The organism is Pseudacidovorax sp. NFM-22, assembly GCF_021401245.1.
In the GTDB taxonomy this organism is placed as follows: domain Bacteria; phylum Pseudomonadota; class Gammaproteobacteria; order Burkholderiales; family Burkholderiaceae_C; genus Xenophilus.
The window spans coordinates 274,919-294,238 of record NZ_JACBFY010000002.1 but is presented as its reverse complement, the minus strand read 5'-3'; the positions used below and the strand labels follow the sequence as shown (position 1 = coordinate 294,238).

19 protein-coding genes are annotated in these 19,320 nt (G+C 69.2%); 8 read left to right on the top strand and 11 right to left on the bottom strand.

Going from position 1 to position 19,320, the window contains the following annotated elements; all coding sequences use genetic code 11:
* Window positions 1-33 precede the first annotated feature (33 nt).
* Window positions 34-1,491 (bottom strand): amidase, encoded by a 1,458-nt coding sequence (locus L0984_RS07085; protein WP_234193040.1) that lies wholly within the window; start codon window positions 1,489-1,491, stop codon window positions 34-36.
* A gap of 71 nt (window positions 1,492-1,562) precedes the next feature.
* Here L0984_RS07085 and L0984_RS07080 point away from each other — a divergent pair, with 71 nt between their 5' ends.
* From L0984_RS07080 to L0984_RS07050, 7 genes are all read left to right on the top strand, one after another.
* Window positions 1,563-2,519, top strand: coding sequence for a LysR substrate-binding domain-containing protein (locus tag L0984_RS07080; protein ID WP_234193039.1), 957 nt, complete (start codon window positions 1,563-1,565; stop codon window positions 2,517-2,519).
* Between the two features lie 322 nt (window positions 2,520-2,841).
* Complete coding sequence (locus L0984_RS07075; protein ID WP_234193038.1) at window positions 2,842-3,738, top strand: amino acid ABC transporter substrate-binding protein; 897 nt, start codon at window positions 2,842-2,844, stop codon at window positions 3,736-3,738.
* Between the two features lie 102 nt (window positions 3,739-3,840).
* A complete protein-coding gene (locus L0984_RS07070) occupies window positions 3,841-4,596 on the top strand; it encodes an amino acid ABC transporter permease (RefSeq protein WP_234193711.1) in 756 nt (251 codons plus the stop codon).
* Between the two features lies 1 nt (window position 4,597).
* Window positions 4,598-5,266 carry an amino acid ABC transporter permease gene (locus L0984_RS07065; RefSeq protein ID WP_234193037.1) on the top strand — a complete coding sequence of 223 codons (669 nt, stop codon included), beginning with the start codon at window positions 4,598-4,600 and terminating at the stop codon, window positions 5,264-5,266.
* A 24-nt stretch (window positions 5,267-5,290) separates the two neighbouring features.
* Entirely contained in the window at window positions 5,291-6,028 is a 738-nt protein-coding gene (locus tag L0984_RS07060; RefSeq protein WP_234193710.1) for an amino acid ABC transporter ATP-binding protein, read from the top strand.
* Between the two features lie 222 nt (window positions 6,029-6,250).
* Window positions 6,251-6,697 carry a nucleoside diphosphate kinase regulator gene (rnk, locus tag L0984_RS07055; RefSeq protein ID WP_234193036.1) on the top strand — a complete coding sequence of 149 codons (447 nt, stop codon included), beginning with the start codon at window positions 6,251-6,253 and terminating at the stop codon, window positions 6,695-6,697.
* A 159-nt stretch (window positions 6,698-6,856) separates the two neighbouring features.
* Window positions 6,857-7,240 carry an HdeA/HdeB family chaperone gene (locus tag L0984_RS07050; RefSeq protein ID WP_234193035.1) on the top strand — a complete coding sequence of 128 codons (384 nt, stop codon included), beginning with the start codon at window positions 6,857-6,859 and terminating at the stop codon, window positions 7,238-7,240.
* A 6-nt stretch (window positions 7,241-7,246) separates the two neighbouring features.
* On the opposite strand, the gene L0984_RS07045 is transcribed toward L0984_RS07050, so the two are convergent.
* From L0984_RS07045 to L0984_RS07035, 3 genes are read right to left on the bottom strand one after another with little or no spacing between them, the layout of a single operon-like run.
* The gene (locus L0984_RS07045) at window positions 7,247-8,293 is read right to left on the bottom strand and encodes a DctP family TRAP transporter solute-binding subunit (protein ID WP_234193034.1); all 1,047 of its coding nucleotides are present in this window, start codon (window positions 8,291-8,293) and stop codon (window positions 7,247-7,249) included.
* Between the two features lie 38 nt (window positions 8,294-8,331).
* On the bottom strand, window positions 8,332-9,630 hold the full coding sequence (locus tag L0984_RS07040) for a TRAP transporter large permease (RefSeq protein WP_234193033.1): 1,299 nt from the start codon (window positions 9,628-9,630) through the stop codon (window positions 8,332-8,334).
* A complete protein-coding gene (locus L0984_RS07035; protein ID WP_234193032.1) occupies window positions 9,627-10,193 on the bottom strand; it encodes a TRAP transporter small permease in 567 nt (188 codons plus the stop codon). Before L0984_RS07035 ends, L0984_RS07040 begins: the two co-directional genes overlap by 4 nt.
* 141 nt (window positions 10,194-10,334) lie before the next feature.
* Here L0984_RS07035 and L0984_RS07030 point away from each other — a divergent pair, with 141 nt between their 5' ends.
* A complete protein-coding gene (locus L0984_RS07030; RefSeq protein WP_234193031.1) occupies window positions 10,335-10,799 on the top strand; it encodes a metallophosphoesterase family protein in 465 nt (154 codons plus the stop codon).
* Here L0984_RS07030 and L0984_RS07025 read toward each other — a convergent pair.
* The 7 genes from L0984_RS07025 to L0984_RS06995 all read right to left on the bottom strand — a co-directional run bounded on the left by L0984_RS07025 (window position 10,717) and on the right by L0984_RS06995 (window position 19,108).
* Window positions 10,717-12,066, bottom strand: coding sequence for a Zn-dependent hydrolase (locus L0984_RS07025; RefSeq protein WP_234193030.1), 1,350 nt, complete (start codon window positions 12,064-12,066; stop codon window positions 10,717-10,719). The two genes, L0984_RS07030 and L0984_RS07025, sit on opposite strands and share 83 nt — an antisense overlap.
* A 19-nt stretch (window positions 12,067-12,085) precedes the next feature.
* Window positions 12,086-13,267, bottom strand: a complete 1,182-nt coding sequence (locus L0984_RS07020; RefSeq protein ID WP_234193029.1) for an amidase — start codon at window positions 13,265-13,267, stop codon at window positions 12,086-12,088.
* Between the two features lie 15 nt (window positions 13,268-13,282).
* A complete protein-coding gene (locus L0984_RS07015; protein ID WP_234193028.1) occupies window positions 13,283-14,299 on the bottom strand; it encodes an ABC transporter ATP-binding protein in 1,017 nt (338 codons plus the stop codon).
* 13 nt (window positions 14,300-14,312) lie between these two features.
* Window positions 14,313-15,341: an ABC transporter ATP-binding protein gene (locus L0984_RS07010; RefSeq protein WP_234193027.1), complete on the bottom strand. Its 1,029-nt coding sequence runs from the start codon at window positions 15,339-15,341 to the stop codon at window positions 14,313-14,315.
* Window positions 15,342-15,542: 201 nt separating this feature from the next.
* Window positions 15,543-16,436, bottom strand: a complete 894-nt coding sequence (locus L0984_RS07005) for an ABC transporter permease (RefSeq protein WP_234193026.1) — start codon at window positions 16,434-16,436, stop codon at window positions 15,543-15,545.
* 4 nt (window positions 16,437-16,440) lie between these two features.
* The gene (locus L0984_RS07000) at window positions 16,441-17,394 is read right to left on the bottom strand and encodes an ABC transporter permease (protein WP_234193025.1); all 954 of its coding nucleotides are present in this window, start codon (window positions 17,392-17,394) and stop codon (window positions 16,441-16,443) included.
* Between the two features lie 43 nt (window positions 17,395-17,437).
* A complete protein-coding gene (locus L0984_RS06995) occupies window positions 17,438-19,108 on the bottom strand; it encodes an ABC transporter substrate-binding protein (protein ID WP_234193024.1) in 1,671 nt (556 codons plus the stop codon).
* Between the last annotated feature and the right edge of the window lie 212 nt (window positions 19,109-19,320).

The window sequence follows — 19,320 nt, the reverse complement described above, 5'->3', positions numbered from 1 at the left end:
TTCATCGCACGGTCCCCAGGCATTGCAGGCGCCTCAGCGCGCTTCGCGCGGCGCCAGCACAGGCGGCTGCAGCGCCGACCACGGGCAGGCCTGGTCGTACGCATGGCCCAGCTGCAGGACCGCGAGGTCGGCGTTGGCCGGCCCGGCCAGCTGCAGGCCCATCGGCAAGCCTTGCGGTCCGAAGCCCGCGCGCACGTTCAGCGTGGGCAGCCCGGCCAGGGTGAAGGGCGTGACGATCTCCATCCAGTGGTGGTAGGTCTGGCTCTTCACGCCCGCCACTTCGCCCGGCCAGTGCAGGTCGGCGTCGAAGGGGAAGACCTGCGCCGTCGGCGCCACCACGGCGTCGAAGCGCTCGAAGAGCCGCACGAAGGCGCGGTAGACGTTCGAGCGCCAGATCGAGGCCTGGTAGAGCGAGGCGGCGTCGAGGTGGCGGGCCTGTTCGATCTCCCACAGCGCCTCGGGCTTGATGCGCGCATGGTTGCGTGGATCGGCCGCCAGCGCGCCGAGTTTGCCGCCCACCAGCAGCTGGCGCAGGCGCAGCCAGGCCTGCCAGTTCTGCTCGCGCGGCACATCGAGCTGGCAGGCCTCGACCTCGCAGCCCAGCGTGCGGAAGACGTCCAGTGCCTGCTCGCAGGTGGCCATCACGGCCGGGTCCACCGGCAGCTCGGGCCAGAGGCTGCCCAGCCAGCCGATGCGCCGGCCCTTCACCTCGGTGCGCAGGTCGAGCGCATTGGCATCCGGCAACGCCTGCGGCAGCGAGAGCGGCACGCGCGCATCGACGCCCGCCTGCACGCACAGCAGCCGGGCGGCGTCCTCCACGGTGCGGGCCATGGGGCCTTCGGTGCCCAGCTGCTGGAAGAACAGGTCCTCGTCCGGTGAGCCGGGCACGCGCCCGCGCGAAGGCCGGAAGCCGATGACGTTGTTGAAGGCGGCGGGGTTGCGCAGCGAGCCCATCATGTCGCTGCCGTCGGCCACGGGCAGCATGCCCAGGGCCAGCGCCACGGCGGCACCGCCGCTGCTGCCTCCGGCGGACTTGCGGTCGTCCCAGGCATTGCGGGTGGTGCCGAAGACGGTGTTGTAGGTGTGCGAGCCCAGGCCGAACTCGGGCGTGTTGCTCTTGCCGATCACGATGGTGCCAGCCGCCCGGGCGCGGGCCACATGCAGGCTGTCCTGCCGCGCGGGGCTCTTGGGTGCCAGCGGCGAACCCATCGAGGTCGGCAGGCCGGCCGCATGGCTCAGGTCCTTCACGGCCAGCGGAAAGCCATGCATCCAGCCCAGGCGCTCGCCGCGGGCGAGCTGGGCGTCGCGCGCATCGGCCTCGGCCAGCAGCGTGTCGGCATCGCGCAGCGAGACCAGGGCATTGAAGCGGGGGTTGAGCGCGTCGATGCGCGCCAGCGTGGCCTGCATCAGTTCGCGGCACGAGAGGCTGCGGTCGGCGATGCGGCGCGACAGGGTGGTGGCATCGAGGTCGAGGAGGTCGGAGGCGGTCATGAGCAGGTGGACAGGAAAGGCGGGACGGGCAGGCCGGGCCTGGAGCGTACCCAGGACCATAATCGCGCGCCATGGAAACCAAATGGCTCGAGGACTTCGTGAGCCTCGCCGAAACCCGCAGCTTCAGCCGCTCGGCCCAGTTGCGGCACGTGACCCAGCCGGCCTTTTCGCGCCGCATCCAGGCCCTGGAGAGCTGGGCCGGCACCGACCTGGTGGACCGCAGCAGCTATCCCACGCGGCTCACGGCCGCCGGCCAGACCCTCTACACCCAGGCGCTGGAGATCCTGCAGTCGCTGCAGAGCACCCGGGCCATGCTGCGCGGCCATTCGGCCGTGGCGCAGGACGTGATCGAGTTCGCCGTGCCGCACACGCTGGCCTTCACCTTCTTCCCGAGCTGGGTCACGCGGCTGCGGCAGGAGTTCGGTCCGCTCAAGAGCCGGCTGATCGCCCTGAACGTGCACGACGCCATGATGCGGCTGGTGGAAGGCAACTGCGACCTGCTGATCGCCTACCAGCATCCGTCGCAGCCGCTGCAGCTGGACACCCACCGCTACGAGATGGTCCACCTCGGCGAAGAGGTGGTCGCACCGTGGGTGCGACCCGATGCCGAAGGCCAGCCGCGCCACCGCCTGCCCGGCCAGCCCGGCTGGCCGCTGCCCTACCTGGGCTATGCGCCGGGCGCCTACCTGGGCGGTGTGGTCGACCAACTGCTCAAGTCGTCCTCCGTGCCCATCCACCTGGACCGCGTCTACGAGACCGACATGGCCGAGGGCCTGAAGGTCATGGCCCTCGAAGGCCACGGCATCGCCTTCCTGCCGCAGAGCGCGGTGCGCAACGAGGTGCGGGCGCGCAAGCTGGTCAGCGCCAACGGGCCGGACATGGCGCCGCTGGAGGCCACGATGGAGATCCGCGCCTACCGCGAGCGCCCGGCGGCACCGGCCCGCGGCGGCGACGGCGGCTCCACGCCCAAGCGGGCGGCCGACCTGCTCTGGGCCTACCTCACCAACGCGCAGCCGGCCGCGGATTGACCGGCCGGGTGCCCTCCCGCAGCGCTGCGCAGCGCACCGGCCCCCCGCCTTCAGCGCGTTGGCCGATGCGGGCCGTGCATTCGCGATGCCGTGTATGCATGCCTCCATCCCTGATGCACATGGGCCTGCCACAGCTTGGGCATGGAGACTGCTAATCCTTGCAAAGCCCTGACACAGAGGGCGCACGCCTCACTTTGTGGTGCGCGGCGCGCTGTTTTAATGCCCAATGTTGGTGGGTTCTGCACCCTCTTGGTTCGGGTTATCCCGAAAAAGGTGTGTGTCTAGAATTTCGCCCGTCCCCGACCCCTCCCAAGGAACATTCATGAAGAAGCAACTCACGCTCATCGCCATCGCGGCGCTCGCCACCAGCGCAGCGTTCGCGCAGGCCACCGACACCCTGGCCAAGATCAAGGAGCGCGGCGCGGTCAACCTCGGCGTGCGCGATTCGTCCGGCCTGGCCTTCACGCTGGGCGGCGGCAAGTACGTCGGCTTCCACACCGAAATGGCCGAGAACATCATCAAGGACATCGGCAAGGAAATGGGCAAGCCCCTGACCATCAACTACCAGGTCATCACCTCGCAGAACCGTGTGCCGCTGGTGCAGAACGGCACCATCGACTTCGAGTGCGGCTCCACCACCAACAACACCGCACGCCAGAAGGATGTCGACTTCGCCTACACGACCTACGTGGAAGAAGTCCGCATCCTGACCAAGGCGAATTCGGGCATCAATGGCATCGCCGACCTGAAGGGCAAGACCGTTGCCACGACGACGGGCACCACCTCGGTCCAGACGCTGCGCAAGAACAAGCGCGCCGAAGGCATCGACTTCAAGGAAGTCATGGGCAAGGACCACGCCGACAGCTTCCTGCTGCTCGAGTCGGGCCGCGCCGATGCCTTCGTGATGGACGGCTCCATCCTGGCCGCCAACGCCGCCAAGTCGAAGAACCCCAAGGACTTCAAGCTCGTCGGCGAAGTGCTGTCGGTCGAGCCGATCGCCTGCATGCTGCCCAAGGGCGATGCCAAGCTGAAGAAGGCGGTCGATGACAGCATCGTCCGCCAGATCAAGGATGGCTCGCTGGCCAAGCTGTACGACAAGTGGTTCATGCAGCCGATCCCGCCGAACAACGTCAACCTGAACATGCCCGCTTCCGAGAGCACCAAGGACGCCTGGGCCCATCCGAACGACAAGCCGATGGAAGCCTACGCCAACAAGTAAGGTCTCTGTCGACCTCAATAGCCAAGCCCGCGCGGCGCGCCTGCCGACGCGGGCTTTTCGATGGAATGAGCGCGGGGCCTGACCCGCGGAGGAGGATGGATGCTGAGCCTGGATATGTCGGTTTTCTGCCAGGACACGCTCACCAATGAGGCGGTCGCCAGCTGTTTTGCACACGGGCGCGACCAGACCTATCTGCAGTGGATGCTCAATGCCTGGGGCTGGACCGTGAGCGTGGCGCTCGCGGCCCTGCTGCTGGCGCTGGTGGTCGGCTCGATCATCGGCACCTTGCGTACCCTGCCGGACAGTCCCTGGCTGGTGCGCTTCGGCAATGCGTGGGTGGAGCTGTTCCGCAACATCCCGCTGCTGGTGCAGGTGTTCATCTGGTACTTCGTGCTGCCCAAGATGATTCCGGCGATGCGTGACCTGCCGCCGCTGGTGCTGGTGGTGTGCGCGCTCGGTTTCTTCACCTCGGCGCGGATTGCCGAGCAACTGCGCTCGGGCATCCAGGCGCTGCCGCGCGGTCAGCGCTACGCGGGCATGGCGGTGGGCTTCACCACCTTCCAGTACTACCGCTTCGTGCTGCTGCCGATGGCCTACCGGATCATCATGCCGCCGCTGACCAGCGAGTCGATGAACATCTTCAAGAACTCCTCCGTCGCCTTCGCGGTGTCGATCCCCGAGCTCACGCAGTTCTACCTGCAGGCCGGCGAGGAGACCTCAGCCCAGATCCCGATCTACGTCGGGGTCGTCATCCTCTATGTCATCAGCGCCATGCTGATCAACCGCATCATGACCTTCATCGAGCGCAGGATCCGCGTGCCGGGCTTCGTGGCCGCGGGCGGGACGGGAGGCCACTGACATGCTGGGCCTCGACTTTTCCTTCTACAGCTGGAACCTCATCAGCACCTATGTGCTGAAGGGCCTGTACTTCAGCGTGATGCTCACCGTGGTGGCCACGCTGGGCGGCATCTTCTTCGGCACGCTGCTGGCGCTCATGCGGCTGTCGGGCAAGAAGTGGCTGGACTTCCCGGCGGCGGTGTACGTCAACGGCATGCGTTCGGTGCCGCTGGTGATGGTGATCCTGGGCTTCTTCCTGCTGGTGCCTTTCGTCATCGGCCGGCCCATCGGTGCCGAGACCTCGGCCATCGTCACCTTCATCTGCTTCGAGGCCGCCTACTTCTCGGAGATCATGCGCGCCGGCATCCAGTCGATCCCGCGCGGCCAGGTGTTCGCGGGCATGGCGGTAGGCATGACCTACAAGCAGAACATGACACTGGTGATCCTGCCGCAGGCCTTCCGCAACATGCTGCCGGTGCTGCTCACGCAGACCATCATCCTGTTCCAGGACACCTCGCTGGTCTATGCCATCGGCGCCTACGACCTGCTCAAGGGCTTCGAGACGGCGGGCAAGAACTTCGGCCGCCCCGAGGAGGCCTACCTGCTGGCCGCCGTCGTCTATTTCATCCTCTGCTATTCGCTGTCCTACATGGTCAAGCGACTGCACAAGAAAATCGCCATCATCCGATGAAGGGTTCCAGCCATGGCTGAAAAAATGATCGAAATCAAGAACGTCTCGAAGTGGTACGGCCCCGTCCAGGTGCTGCACGACTGCTCCGTGAGCATCGACAAGGGCGACGTGGTGGTGGTGTGCGGCCCCTCGGGTTCGGGCAAGTCCACGCTGATCAAGACGGTGAACGCGCTGGAGCCGATCCAGAAGGGCGAGATCGTCGTCAACGGCGTCAAGGTCAACGACCCCAAGACCAACCTGCCCAAGCTGCGCTCCAAGGTGGGCATGGTGTTCCAGCATTTCGAGCTGTTCCCGCACCTGTCGGTGACCGAGAACCTCACCATCGCGCAGATGAAGGTGCTGGGCCGCAGTGCCGACGAGGCCAAGACCCGTGGCCTCAAGATGCTCGACCGCGTGGGCCTGATGGCGCACAAGGACAAGTTCCCGGGCCAGCTCTCCGGCGGCCAGCAGCAGCGCGTGGCCATCGCCCGCGCGCTGTCGATGGACCCGATCGTCATGCTCTTCGACGAGCCCACCTCGGCGCTCGACCCCGAGATGGTCGGCGAGGTGCTCGACGTGATGGTGAGCCTGGCCAAGGAAGGCATGACCATGATGTGCGTGACCCATGAGATGGGCTTCGCGCGCAAGGTGGCCAGCCGCGTGATCTTCATCGACGTGGGCGGCCGCATCCTGGAAGACTGCTCCAAGGAAGAGTTCTTCGGCCATCCGGAGAACCGCCAGCCGCGCACCAAGGACTTCCTCAACAAGATCCTGCAGCACTGAGCCCAGGCTGCGATCACAACGACCGGCCCTGCATGTTCCGCTCCAGTCCCTTCGCTCTGCACCGTCCCGCCTTGCGGGCGTGCCAGAGCGCGGGCGTCCAGCGGCGCCTGCGCGGCCAGTGCCTGGCCGCACCCTCCTGAGCCCGGCGAGCACGCATCCGTCCTCCTCGCCAATCGCATCGCCGGGCTCTGACCCGGCGATTGTTTTTTCAGGAGTCGTGCGATGTCTTTTTCTTCTTTCTCTTCTTCCCCGACCACGTCCTCGTCCGCCACCGCGGCGCCGGTGCGTGTGCTGACCGAGCTCGACCATGTTCGCCTCGGCAAGTGGCTGCAGGTCCCCTCCGCAGCGGCCGATGCGCTGCAGGACGTGCTCGACAACGCCGAGCTGGTGCCCTCCGCACAGGTCGCGCCAGACGTGGTGACGATGCGCTCTCGCCTGCGTGTGGCCGAGGCCGGCGCCTCCACCGCCCGCGAGATCGCGCTGGTCTATCCCGACGAGGCCGATGCGGGCCAGGGCCGCATCTCCGTGCTGTCGCCCGTGGGCATCGCCTTGCTGGGCCTGCGGGCGGGTCAGGAGGCACGCTGGCGTGCTCCCGACGGGCGCGCGGCCGTGCTGCAGGTGGAGGCCATCACCTTCCAGCCCGAGGCCAGCGGCGAGTTGCTGCGTTGACCGGCCTGCGCCTGTTTAAGAACCTTCTAAGCGCCCATTCCTAGGATGAACCCATCGCCCTCCGACACCTGCGGTGTCCGGGCGATAAGGCAGTGGACGTGGCCGGTCCGTGGTGACCGGCCATGCCCTCACCCAAGTTCTTGCCTCAGGAGTGTCCCCATGAAAGTTCTCGCAGCCCTCTCCGTCCTGACCCTGTCGACCCTGGCCGCCTCGGCCGCGATGGCACAGACGCCGCCACCTGCACCGGCTGCTCCCGCTCCGGTGCAGGCCACGGCCACCGCCAAGCCCATCGTCAAGATGCGCTGCTCCGACTACGTGGCGCTCGACGAGACCGTGAAGCCCAAGTTCATCTACTACGTCGTGGGCCACGGCACGCACGGCAAGAAGGACGCGGTGTTCGACGAGGTGGCGGTCGAGAAGATCAAGCCGCAGCTCGACGAGTACTGCAAGATCAACCTCACCAAGTCGGCCTACAAGCAGGTGATGGCCAGCAGCATGGCCTCCGACCCCGTGCACGGGGCCGGGATGCACAAGGCCAAGTAAGCCGCCTTACTTCTGCCGCGCCGCGATGGCCTTCTCGGCCTTGTCGACGAGGCCGGCGCCGATGGTGCCCTTCCACTTGGCATAGACCGGACGCGTCGCCTTGACGAAGGCCTCGCGCTCGGCCGGCGTGAGCTGGGTCACCGTCACGCCCATGCCGGCGATCTCCTTGAGCAGCGGCTTGTCGGCCTCCGTCAGGCCCTTGCGGGCCAGGGCGATCTCCTGCTTGCCGGCATCGATGGCGGCCTGCCGCACGATGGCCTGGTCGGCCGGCGTCCAGCTGGACCAGATCTCCTTGTTGACCACGAAGATCAGCGGATCGGCCACGTAGCCCCAGGTGGTCACGTACTTCTGGCCCACCGTGTGCATCTTCAACACCGTGAAGAGGAAGAGCGGGTTCTCCTGCCCATCCACCGCACCGCTGGCCAGCGCCGGCTGCGCATCCGCCCAGCTCATCTGCGTGGGGTTGGCGCCCAGGGCGCTGAAGGTGTCGGAATAGATGGGCGAGCCCACCACGCGCAGCTTCATGCCCTTCAAGTCCTCGGGCGTCTTGATGGGGCGCTTGGAGTTGGTCACCTCGCGGAAGCCGTTCTCGCCCCAGGCCAGCGGCACCACGCCGGCCTTGTCCAGGCGGGTGAAGATGTCCTTCCCCACCTCGCCCTGCGTCAGCGCGTCGATGGCCGCGTAGTCGGGCATCAGGAAGGGCATCGAGAAGAGGTTGAGCTCCTTCACCTGCGGCGACCAGTTGATGGTCGAGCCCACGGCCATGTCGATCACGCCCTGGCGCAGCGCGCTGAACTCGCGCGTCTGGTCGCCCTGGATCAGCGACACGCCCGGATAGAGCTTGATGTTGATGCGGCCCTGCGTGCGCTCCTTGACCATGTCGGCCCACAGCTTGCCGGCCATGCCCCAGGGCGTGGGCGGGCCCAGCACCAGCGACATCTTGTATTCGGCCTTGTAGGCCGCCTGCGCGGCGGCGCCGGTCGAGAAGGTGGCCAGGGCCACGGCGGCGGCGGCCAGGCCGATGAGGCTGCGGCGGAAGGTGGATGGGGTCATGCTTCGTCTCCTTGGGTTGTGTTGTCGGGGGCGTGGGCTCAGTAGCCCAGTTGCTGCGGCAGCCACAGCGCCAGCTGCGGCCAGATGATCACGGCCACCATCACCAGGAACATGGCGAACAGCATCCAGCCCACCCAGCGCACGGTGGACTCCATGCGCACGCCGGCGATGCGGCAGGACACCATCAGGTTCACGGCCAGCGGCGGCGTGAACTGGCCCAGCGCCACCTTGAGCGTGAGCAGCACGCCGAACCACACCGGGTCCCAGTTGTAGTGCTGCACGATGGGCCACAGCAGCGGCACGAAGATCAGGAAGATCGACACGCCGTCCAGGAACATGCCCACCGTGATCAGCATGAGGATGACCAGCGACAGCACGCCGTATTCGCCCAGGCCCGAGTTGACGATGGCCTTGGCCACCGGGTCGATCACGCCCAGCGTGGAGAGCGAATAGGCAAAGATGCCCGCCAGCGAGACCACGATCAGGATCACCGCCGACAGCTCGCCCGATTCGCGCAGGATCGGGAACAGGTCGCGGACCTTGATGGTGCGGTGGATCGCCATGCCCACGAAGAGTCCGTAGAACACCGCCACCACCGCCGCCTCGGTGGGTGTGAACCAGCCGGCCCGCATGCCGCCGAGGATGAGCACCGGCGCTGCCAGGCCCCACACCGCCTCGCGCAGGCTCTGCCAGAAGGGCGGACGGGGCAGCGTGGCCTCCAGCGCGCCCATCTTGTGGCGGCGGGCCATCCACACGGCGGGGATGATCAGCGCCAGCCCGGCCAGGATGCCCGGCACCATGCCGGCCGCGAATAGCGCCGGCACCGACGCACCCGGCACCAGCACCGAATACACGATAAAGGCCACCGAGGGCGGGATCAGGATGTCGGTGGCCGCCGCCGCGCCGACCACGCTGGCCGAGTAGGCCGCCGGGTAGCCGGCGCGCGACATGGCCGCGATCATCACCGCGCCCACGGCCGCGGCATTGGCCGGGCCGGAGCCCGAGATGCCGCCCAGGAACATGGCCACCACGATGGCCACCAGCGGCAGCATGCCGGGGCCGCGGCCCACGATGGCGATGGCGAAGTTCACCAGTCGCAGCGCCACGCCCGAGCGGTCGAAGATGGAGCCCACCAGCACGAACATCGGGATGGCCAGCAGCGGGTACTTGCCCAGGCCCGCATAGAAGTTCTGCGGCACGGCCAGCAGGCCGAACCACTGCGCATCGGCATTGGCCAGCGCGATGCAGGCCGCACCGGCCAGGCCCAGCGCCGCGCCGATCGGCACGCCGATCAGCATCATGGCCACGAAGCCGACGAAGAGCAGGGTGGCGATCATGCGTCGCTCCCTTCGCCGCCATCGGGGGGGCGCCGGCCGCGGCGGATGAATAGGCCCACGGCACGCAGGCCGATGCCGGTGCACACGATGGGCAGCCAGATCGAGTACCACCACTGCGGCACGCCGATGCCGGGCGAGGTTTCCTCGAAGCGCCAGTCGTCCCATACCACGCGCACCGACAGCGCCGCGATCAGGAAGAACAGCAGCGCCACCATGGCCGCGCCGAACTGCGCGAGGCGCCGGCGGCGGTTCATGGAGCCCGCTTCGCTGAAGTACTCGATGCGGATGTGCCGGTCGCGCGCCACGGCGGCGCAGCCGCCCACCATGGCCAGCAGGATCATCAGGAAGACCGAGAACTCCTCCGTCCAGGCGAAGGAGGAATCGGTGAAGTAGCGCACCAGCACATTGGCGAAGGTGATGCAGGCCAGCAGGGCCATGATGACCACGGTGGCCCAGTCCTCGATGGCCAGCGGCACCTTGACGGGCTCGTCGGCGGCGGCGATGTCGGGGGGGAGGGGGCTGGCGGCGTCCAGCTGGGCGCCGGGCTCGGGGGCGGAGGACATGGCAGGCGGGGGCGGCCGGGCCTTGCGCGCGCCGCACCGGGGAGGAAAACGACGTCGGATCGTAGGGGGCGACGTCCCTGGGGCCCATGGGGGCTTTCCATGAACGGCGCGGGCGACACGCACATTGGCGACAGTCGGGCCATGCCCCGCATCGCCCTCATCTCCGACACCCACAACCTGCTGCGCCCCGAGGCCCTCGAATGGCTGCACGGCAGCGACGCCATCGTGCATGCCGGCGACATCTGTGGCGCCGAGGTGCTGCAGACGCTGGACGCCATCGCGCCCACGCTGGCCGTACGCGGCAACAACGACATCGGCCCCTGGGCCGAGGCGCTGCCCAAGCGGCTGGACTGCGAGCTGCACGGCGTGCGGCTGTGCGTGGTGCACGACATCGCCGACCTGGTGGCCGAGCCGCCGGCCCTCGGCACGCAGGTGGTGGTCACGGGCCATTCGCACAAGCCGCATGTGGAGATGCGTGGCTCCGTGCTCTACGTGAACCCGGGCAGCGCCGGGCCGCGGCGCTTCAAGCTGCCGGTGTCGGCGGCCGAGCTGCAGGTGCGCGAGGGGCGGGTGCAGGCGCGGGTGAAGATGCTGCTGGAGGTGTGACGCCTTCTATGCCCGCCTGCGCCAGCATGGCATGCAGCAGCACATTGCAGCCGGCCGCCAAGTGCTCGGGGTTCGCATCCTCGATCTCGTTGTGCGAAATGCCGTCCTTGCAGGGGACGAAGATCATCGCGGCCGGCGCCACGCGCGCGACATAGACCGCGTCGTGGCCGGCGCCGCTGACGATGTCCTGGTGCGGCAGGCCGGCGCGTTCGGCGCCGTCGCGCACGGCGGCCACCAGCTCGGCCGTGAACTGCACCGGCGGGAAGTACACGGTCTGCTCCGCCGACACGCTGACACGCCCCTCGGCCTGCAGCGCGGCGCAGGCGGCGCGCAGGCGGGCGTCCATGCGGGCGAGGCCCTCGTCGTCGCCATGGCGCAGGTCCACGGTGAAGGTGACGCGGCCCGGGATGACGTTGCGCGAGTTGGGATGCACCTGTACATAGCCCACGGTGCCGCGGCCGTGCGGCTGCTCGTCCATGGCGATGGCGACCACCTCCTGCATCAGGCCGGTGGCGGCCTGCAGCGCGTCGCGGCGCAGGCGCATGGGCGTGGGGCCGGCATGGGCCTCCTGGCCGGTCACGATCACGTCGTACCAGCGCTGGCCCAGCGCGCCGGTGACCACGCCCAGCGGCAGGTCCGCGTCTTCGAGCACCGGGCCCTGCTCGATGTGCGCCTCGAAGTAGGCACCGAAGCGCGGCGCGCCGGCACTCACGGCCGCGGGCTCGCTGCCGGCAAAGCCGGTGGCGGCCAGCGCATCGGCCACCGAGATGCCGTCGCGGTCCCGCGCGGCCAGCGCATGGTCGAGCGTGAAGGCATCGGCATACACGCCCGAGCCCATCATCACGGGCACGAAGCGCGAGCCTTCCTCGTTGGTCCAGACGCAGACCTCCAGCGGCGCGACGGTGCGGATGCCGGCATCCTGGAGCGTGCGCAGCACCTCCAGGCCCGCCAGCACGCCGTAGTTGCCGTCGAACTTGCCGCCGGTGGGCTGCGTGTCGATGTGGCTGCCGGTGGCCACGGCGGGGCGCGTGGGATCGCTGCCTTCGCGGCGCACGAAGAGGTTGCCGATGGCATCGACGCGCACGCTGCAGCCCAGCTCCTGCGCCCAGCGCAGGAAGAGCTGCCGGCCCTGGCGGTCCAGGTCGGTCAAGGCCAGGCGGCAGACGCCGCCCTTGTCGGTGGCGCCGATGCGCGCCAGCGTCATCAGCGATTGCCAGAGGCGTTCGCCGTCGATGGCGAGCGGGCGGTGGGGGGTGGCGGTGGTCATGGTCGTGCGGGGTGTCGGTTCAGTGGGCCGCCAGCCGTTCGGCCAGCGCGATGAGGCTGCGGTCGCTGCCCGCGGGGCCCAGCAGCGACAGGCCCAGCGGTGCATCGTCGCGGCGCGCGAGCGGCAGCGACAGCTGCGGAAAGCCCGCGAGTCCGGCCAGGCACAGCAGGCGGATGGACCGGTTGCGGTAGTCCTCCAGCGCCGATTCCGGGTCGCTGCGCAGCGGCGCGATGTCGGGCATGGTGGGCATCACCAGCACGCCGTCGTGGCCCAGGAGCGCGGCCAGGTGGGCGCCGAAGCGGGTGCGGAAGGCCTGCGCCTCGGCCACCTGCGCATCGGTCACGCCGCGCGAGAAGGCGAAGCGCTCCTTCACGCCCGGCCCCAGCGGCGGCGCGAAGCGCTCGATCAGCGGCCCGTCGGTCATCCAGGCCTCGCGGCCCTGGATGTGGCGGAAGTGCCAGTACAGCGCGTCGAAGCCCTCCAGTGCCGCTTCGACGGGTGTGGCCGTGCCGAAGGCGGCCTCCACCTGCGCCAGCGCGGGTTGCAGGGCGTCGGCCGCTTCGGGCGTGGCGAGCGCCCACAGGTCGGTGGGCCGCAGCAGGCGGGGCGCCGTGGGCAGCTGCGCCGGGTCGGCACCGAGCAGCACGTCGGCCACCCGGGCGAAGGTGCCGATGTCGCGGGCGAACCAGCCGCAGGTGTCCAGGCTCGGGGCGAGATCCAGTGCGCCTTCCAGGCTCACGCGGCCATGGGTGGGCCGCAAGCCGTAGAGCCCGCAGTGGTTGGCGGGCGCGCGCACCGAGCCGCCGGTGTCGGTGCCCAGCGCGAAGTCGCACAGGCGGCCCGACACGGCCGAGGCCGAGCCCGAGGACGAGCCGCCGCTGATGCGTCCCGGCACCGCGCCGTTGACCGGCGCGCCGAAGTGGGCGTTGTCGCCGTTCATCGAGAAGGCGAGTTCGTCGGTCACCGTCTTGCCGGCGAACACGGCGCCGGCGTCGAGCAGTTTCTGCACCGTGGGCGCGGTGCGGGTCTTGATTCCCGACATGGCCAGCACGATGGGGCTGCCGCCGCCGGTGGGATAGCCCGCGACGTCGAACAGGTCCTTCACGCCGAAGGTCAGCCCCGAAAGCGGCCCGGTGGCCGCATGCGCCACCGGCGGGTCGGGGTACGGGACGAAGGCGTGGGCGGGGTCGTGCAGGGGCATGGGTCTTGAGCGTGGTCAGGCAAGGGCGGGCGCCAGGCCGGCGGTCTCGTCGGTGCGGTTGCAGCGGGCGCGGTGGCCGGGGTCGAACTGGACGACGCGCGGCTGCCCTTCCAGGCAGGCCTCGGCGGCCAGCGTGCAGCGGGGCGCGAAGGCGCAGCCCGGCGGCAGCGCGGCCAGATCCGGCGGCGCGCCGGCGATGGTGCCCAGCGGCACGCCGCGGTCCATGGCGCCGTGCGCGCGGCTGCGCAGCAGGGCGATCGTGTACGGGTGACGCGGCCGGTGGATCAGCTCGCGCGCCGAGCCTTCCTCGACGATGCGGCCGGCATACATGACGGCGATGCGGTCGGCCACCTCCACCGCGGCGCCGATGTCGTGCGTGACGAAGATGGTGGCCAGGCCCAGGTCGCGCTGCAGCTCGCGCAGCAGCAGCAGGATCTGGATCTGCACCGTGGCGTCGAGCGCGGTGGTGGGCTCGTCGGCCAGCAGCAGTTGCGGGTTGCAGGCCAGGGCCAGCGCGATCATGGCGCGCTGGCGCATGCCGCCGGACATCTCGTGCGGATAGGCCGCCAGACGGCGCTCCGGGCTCGGAATGCGCACCCGCTCGAACAGGGCCAGCGCGCGGGCATGGGCGGCCGCCTTGTCCAGGCCTTCATGGCGGCGCAGCGACTCGACGATCTGCGCGCCGACGGGGTAGACCGGGTCCAGCGCCAGCAGCGGCTCCTGGAAGATCATCGACGCCACCTTGCCGCGGTAGGCCGACAGCGCGCGGCCGGACATGGCGAGCACGTCGCGCCCCGCCACCTGCACCTGCCCGCCGATGTGCGTGCGCCGCTCGGGATGCAGCCGCAGCAGCGTGCGCAGCGTGACGCTCTTGCCCGAGCCCGATTCGCCGATCAGCGCCACCACCTCGCCGCGGCGCACCTCCAGGCTCACGCCGCTGACGGCCTGCACCGGTTTGCGGCCGCCGGTGAAGGTGACGGTCAGGTCGTGCACGCGCACGAGCGGCGCCTGGGCATCGGGCAGGTCGTTCATGGATGTCATGGGGTCATGCGGCCAAAGCGGGCGCCTGCGGATGGCCGCTGCCGGCCTCGTGCACCAGGCAGCGCGCCACGCGCAGCGGCGCCACCGGCAGCAGCACCGGCGCACGCTGGCTGCACACGGGCGCGGCATGGGCGCAGCGCGGATGGAAGCGGCAGCCCGAGGGCGGATCGATGGGATTGGGCGGGTCGCCGGCCAGCGGCGCCTCTTCGGTGCGGCGGTCCGGGTCCATGGACGGCATGGACGACAGCAGCGCCTGCGTGTAGGGGTGCGCCGGCTCGTCGTAGAGCGCATCGGCCGGGCCGACCTCGGCCACCTGGCCCAGGTACATCACCATCACGCGGTCGCTCATGTAGCGCACCACGTGCAGGTCGTGGCTGATGAAGACATAGGTCAGGCCGAACTCGGCCTTGAGCTGCTGCAGCAGGTTGATGACCTGCGCCTCCACCGACTTGTCCAGCGCCGAGACGGCCTCGTCCAGGATCACCAGCCGCGGCTGCAGCGCCAGCGCGCGGGCGATGTTGACCCGCTGGCGCTGCCCGCCCGACAGCTCGTGCGGCCAGCGCTCGGCGAAGCGCGAGGGCTCCAGCCCCACGCGGGCGAGCAGGTCGCGGGCGCGTTCCACCGCCTCGCGCCGACGCACGCCGTGCACCTGCGGGCCGAAGGCGATGGAGTCCTCGATGGTCAGCCGCGGGTTGAGCGAGGCATAGCTGTCCTGGAACACCATCTGCACCTGGCGCCGGAAGTGCTTGAGCGGCAGGTCGCGCGAACCGACCACGCGGCCGTCGAACACCACCTCGCCGGCCGTCGGCGCGATCAGGTGCATCAGCAGCCGGGCCGTGGTGCTCTTGCCGCAGCCGGATTCGCCCACCACGCCCAGCGTCTCGCCCTTGAGCACCTCGAAGTCCACGCCGTCCACCGCGCGCACCACGCCACCGGCGCGGCCCAGGAGGTCCTTCTTGAGCGGGAAGTGCTTCTGCAGCCCGCGGATGGTGAGCAGCGGCTGCGCCGGGCCACCCACGTCGGCAATATCCATCGTGGTCATATCAGCTTTCACCGGAGCTATAGCGGCCCCGCTTCGTCCGAAGCCGGCGTCCTTGCGCTGTTCGAAAGGCCGCGGAGCGAGCCATGCCAGGGCACCCGAGGAACTGGCTTCGCCAGGCCTCTGGGTGCGCCCCCCTCCAAGCCAAAGGCGCGAGAGAGGGGGGAGCCGCGAAGCGGCATGGGGGGAGCCCTCTCATGTTTTGTTGTCCATCGCCGAACGCAAACCGTCCGAGAGCAGGTTGAAGGCGATGGAGGTGATGAAGATCATCACGCCCGGCAGCGCCGCCACCAGCGGTTGCGTATAGATCGCGGTGCGCAGCGTGTTGAGCATCAAGCCCCATTCCGGCTCCGGCGGCTTCACGCCCAGGCCCAGGAAGGAGAGGCCCGAGGCCAGGATCATCGACACCGCCACCAAGCTGGTGGCGTACACGAAGATGGGCCCGAGCACATTGCCCAGCACATGCACCCGCACGATGGTGAAGCCGCTGGCACCCGAGGCGCGCGCCGCCTCCACGTAGTCGCGCCCGCGCACCTGCGTGGTCACGGCCTCGGCCACGCGCGCGATCTGCGGGATGAACACGATGGTCAGCGAGATCAGCGAATTGGTGATGCCCGCGCCCAGCGTGCCCGACAGCGCGATGGCCAGCAGCACCGACGGGAAGGCATAGAACACGTCGATGGTGCGCATGATGGCCGTGTTGACCAGCCCGCCCGCATAGCCCGCCAGGATGCCGATGCCCGAGCCGACCACGAAGGCGCACAGCACCGGCGCGATGCCCATGAACAGCGACAGCCGCGCGCCCACGATCAGGCGCGACAGCAGGTCGCGGCCCAGCTCGTCGCTGCCCAGCGGCAGGCCGGGCGTGCCTACCGGCTTGAGGCGCTTGAACATGGAGGACTGGTACGGATCGGCTGGCGCGAGCCAGGGGCCGAGGAGGGCCATCAGCACCAGCAGCAGCACCACGAGGGCGGCGGCCATGGCCACCGGGTCGCGCACGAAGCGCGCACCCACCGAGGCCCAGTAGCCGCGCGTGCGCTGCGCCGGCAGCGGCTGAACATCGGCGGGAGATGAAAGAACGGCAGACATCGGTTCAGCTCCGGGCGATGCGCGGGTCGAGCAGCGTCTGCAGCACGTCCACCGCCAGGTTGAGCAGCACGAAGAACAGCGCCAGCACCAGGATCGTGCCCTGCAGCAGCGGCAGGTCGCGCTGGAAGATGGCGGTGTTGAGCAGGAAGCCCGTGCCGGGCCAGGAGAACACCGTCTCGATCAGGATCGAGCCGCCCAGCAGGTAGCCCAGCTGCAGACCCATCACCGCCAGGGCCGTGGGCGCCGCGTTCTTGACCACGTGGCGAAAGACGCCGAACTGCGTCAGCCCCTTGGCCTTGAGGCCGACGATGAATTCCTGCGCCAGCAGCTCGGCCACCAGCGCCCGCACCGTGCGCGCGATGATGCCCATGGGAATGACCGACATGGTCAGTGCCGGCAGCAGCATGAACTGCACGTGGGCCCAGTCCCAGGCCCATTCGCCGGAGCCGCCCGGGCCGGCACCGGTGGCTGGCAGCCACATCAGCTGCGACGAGAACACGATGACCATCACCATGCCCAGCCAGTAGTGCGGCGTGCTCACGCCCAGCACCGACAGCAGCGAGGCCAGGCGGTCGATGACGGAGTTGCGGAAGTAGCCCGCCACGAAGCCGAACAGCGAACCGAGCAGGAAGCCGATCGCCGTGGCCAGCACCGCCAGCCGCAGCGTGTTGACCACGGCGCGCATCACTTCGCCTGCCACCGGCCGGCTGGTGGCGATCGACATGCCGAGGTCGCCATGCAGCGCCCGCCAGACCCAGCGCACGAACTGCTCCGGCAGCGGCCGGTCGAAGCCATAGACCGTGCGCAGCTGCGCCTGCAGCTCGGCCGAGGCATCGGCCGGCAGCACTGACACCAGCGGATCGCCCGGCGCGATGTGCACCAGGGCAAAGCACACCAGCGTCACGCCCAGCATGATGGGCACGGTGTAGAGGATGCGTCGGAGCAGGTAGGCGAGCATGGCGGGGTCGTTCAGGCCGTCTCGGTGAAGCGGCGGCAGGCCGTCACTGCATCTTCATCGTGGCGATGTCGATGAACCAGCTCTTGGGTTGCACCACGTTCTGCACCTTGGGCGAGAGGGCACGCGGGCCCACGTCGTGCGCGACGAAGAGGAAGGGCGCCTCGTCCACCACGCGGGCATGCAGCTCGGCCAGGGCGGCGTCGCGCGACTTGTCGTCGAAGCTGGTGCGGGCCTTCTCGACCAGGGCGTCGGTCTTGGGGTCGCTGTAGTAGCCCCAGTTCTGTGCCACCGGCGGCTGGGCCTTGGTGCTGACGAAGCGCACCATGGCGAAGAAGGGGTCCATGGTGGCGGCGCTCACGTTGGTGGCATGGGCGCCGTGCGCGCCCGGATCCTTGGCGCCCAGGCGCCAGCCGGAGAACAGGGTGTTCCACTCCACCACGTCGAAGTCCACGTCGAAGTAGCAGTCCTTCAGGCTCTGCTGGATGAACTCGTTCATGGGCAGCGGCTGCATCTGGCCCGAGCCGGAGGCCGAGGTCTGCACCTTCACCTTCGCCGGCTTGGCGGCCGAGTAGCCGGCCTGCTGCATCAGCTTCTGGCCGGCGGCCACGTCGTACTTGATCTGGAAGGTGGGGTGGCCGCGCCACGGGTCGCCCGGCTCGGCGATGCCGGTGGCCTCGACCATCATGCCGCCCAGCAGCTCCTTGAGGGCCGCGCGGTTGAGGCACAGGTTGGCGGCCTGGCGCACCTTGAGGTCCTTGAAGGGCGAATCGGGCAGCAGCGAGAACTGCCAGGGCCACAGGTGCGGCTGCAGGTTGGAATACACCTTGAAGCCGCGCTGCTTGATGGTGGCCAGCGCATCGGGCGCGGGCGCCTCGATCCAGTCCACCTGGCCCGACAGCAGGGCGGCGGTGCGCGAGTTGGCCTCGGGCAGCGGCAGCAGCACCACGCGGTCGATCTGCGGGCGGCGGGCGGCGTCCCAGTAATCGGGGTTCTTCACCATCTCCAGACGTTCGCGCGGCACGAACTTGGAGGCCTTGAACGGGCCGGTGCCAGACGGATCGGCAGCAAACGCGGTCCAGGCCTGCTTGGCGCGCTCGGCCTTGTCGGTCACGCTGGCCGGCACGGCGTCGAACTTCTTCTGCCAATGGGCCGGCGAGGCCATGAACAGGTTGGTGAGGTTGATCGGCAGGAAGGAATCGGGCTCGCTGGTGGTCAGCTCCACCGTCAGGTCGTCGACCTTGCGGGCGGTGCGCAGCGTGGGCATGCGCGAGGCCGTGACGCCGATCTGGGCGGGGTCGTACTGCGGGGCGGCCTTGTCGAGCACCTTGCCCACGTTCCAGACGACGGCGTCGGCGTTGAAGGGCGTGCCGTCATGGAACTTGACGCCGGGGCGCAGCTTGAAGAGCCACTTGGTCTTGTCCTTGGCATCCACCGCCCACGACACCGCCAGGTCGGGGATCACCACGCTGGGCTTGGTAGCCGAGCTCAGGTCCCACTGCGTGAGGCTGTCGTACATGGGGATGCCGGTGAAGCGGTTGCCTTCGTAGCCCTGGTCGGGCTGGCCCGAGGTGCGCGGGATGTCGGCGGCCGTCATGGCGATGCGCAGCACCTTCTCCTGCGCATGGGCAGCGCCCAGACCGAGGGCGAGGGCAGCAGCCAGCGCGCTGGCGCGCAGGGCGGAGACACGGAAGGACGGACGGGCGGGGCAGGGCATGGAGCGGCCTCGAAGGTTGAGAGATGCCTCTGCATTGCAAAGCGCGTGCCTGCCCGCGTGAATCGGTAATAGCTATTTTTGTATCGATAGTCGATACGTTTCGTCGTCGCGGTGCATGGCCGCACCGCGGCGGGTGCGTGGTGGGCGGACGTGGTGCGAAGCGGGTGAAAGAAGAGCGGCAGCGAGGCGACGCAGCCCCGGTGCGCGCCCCA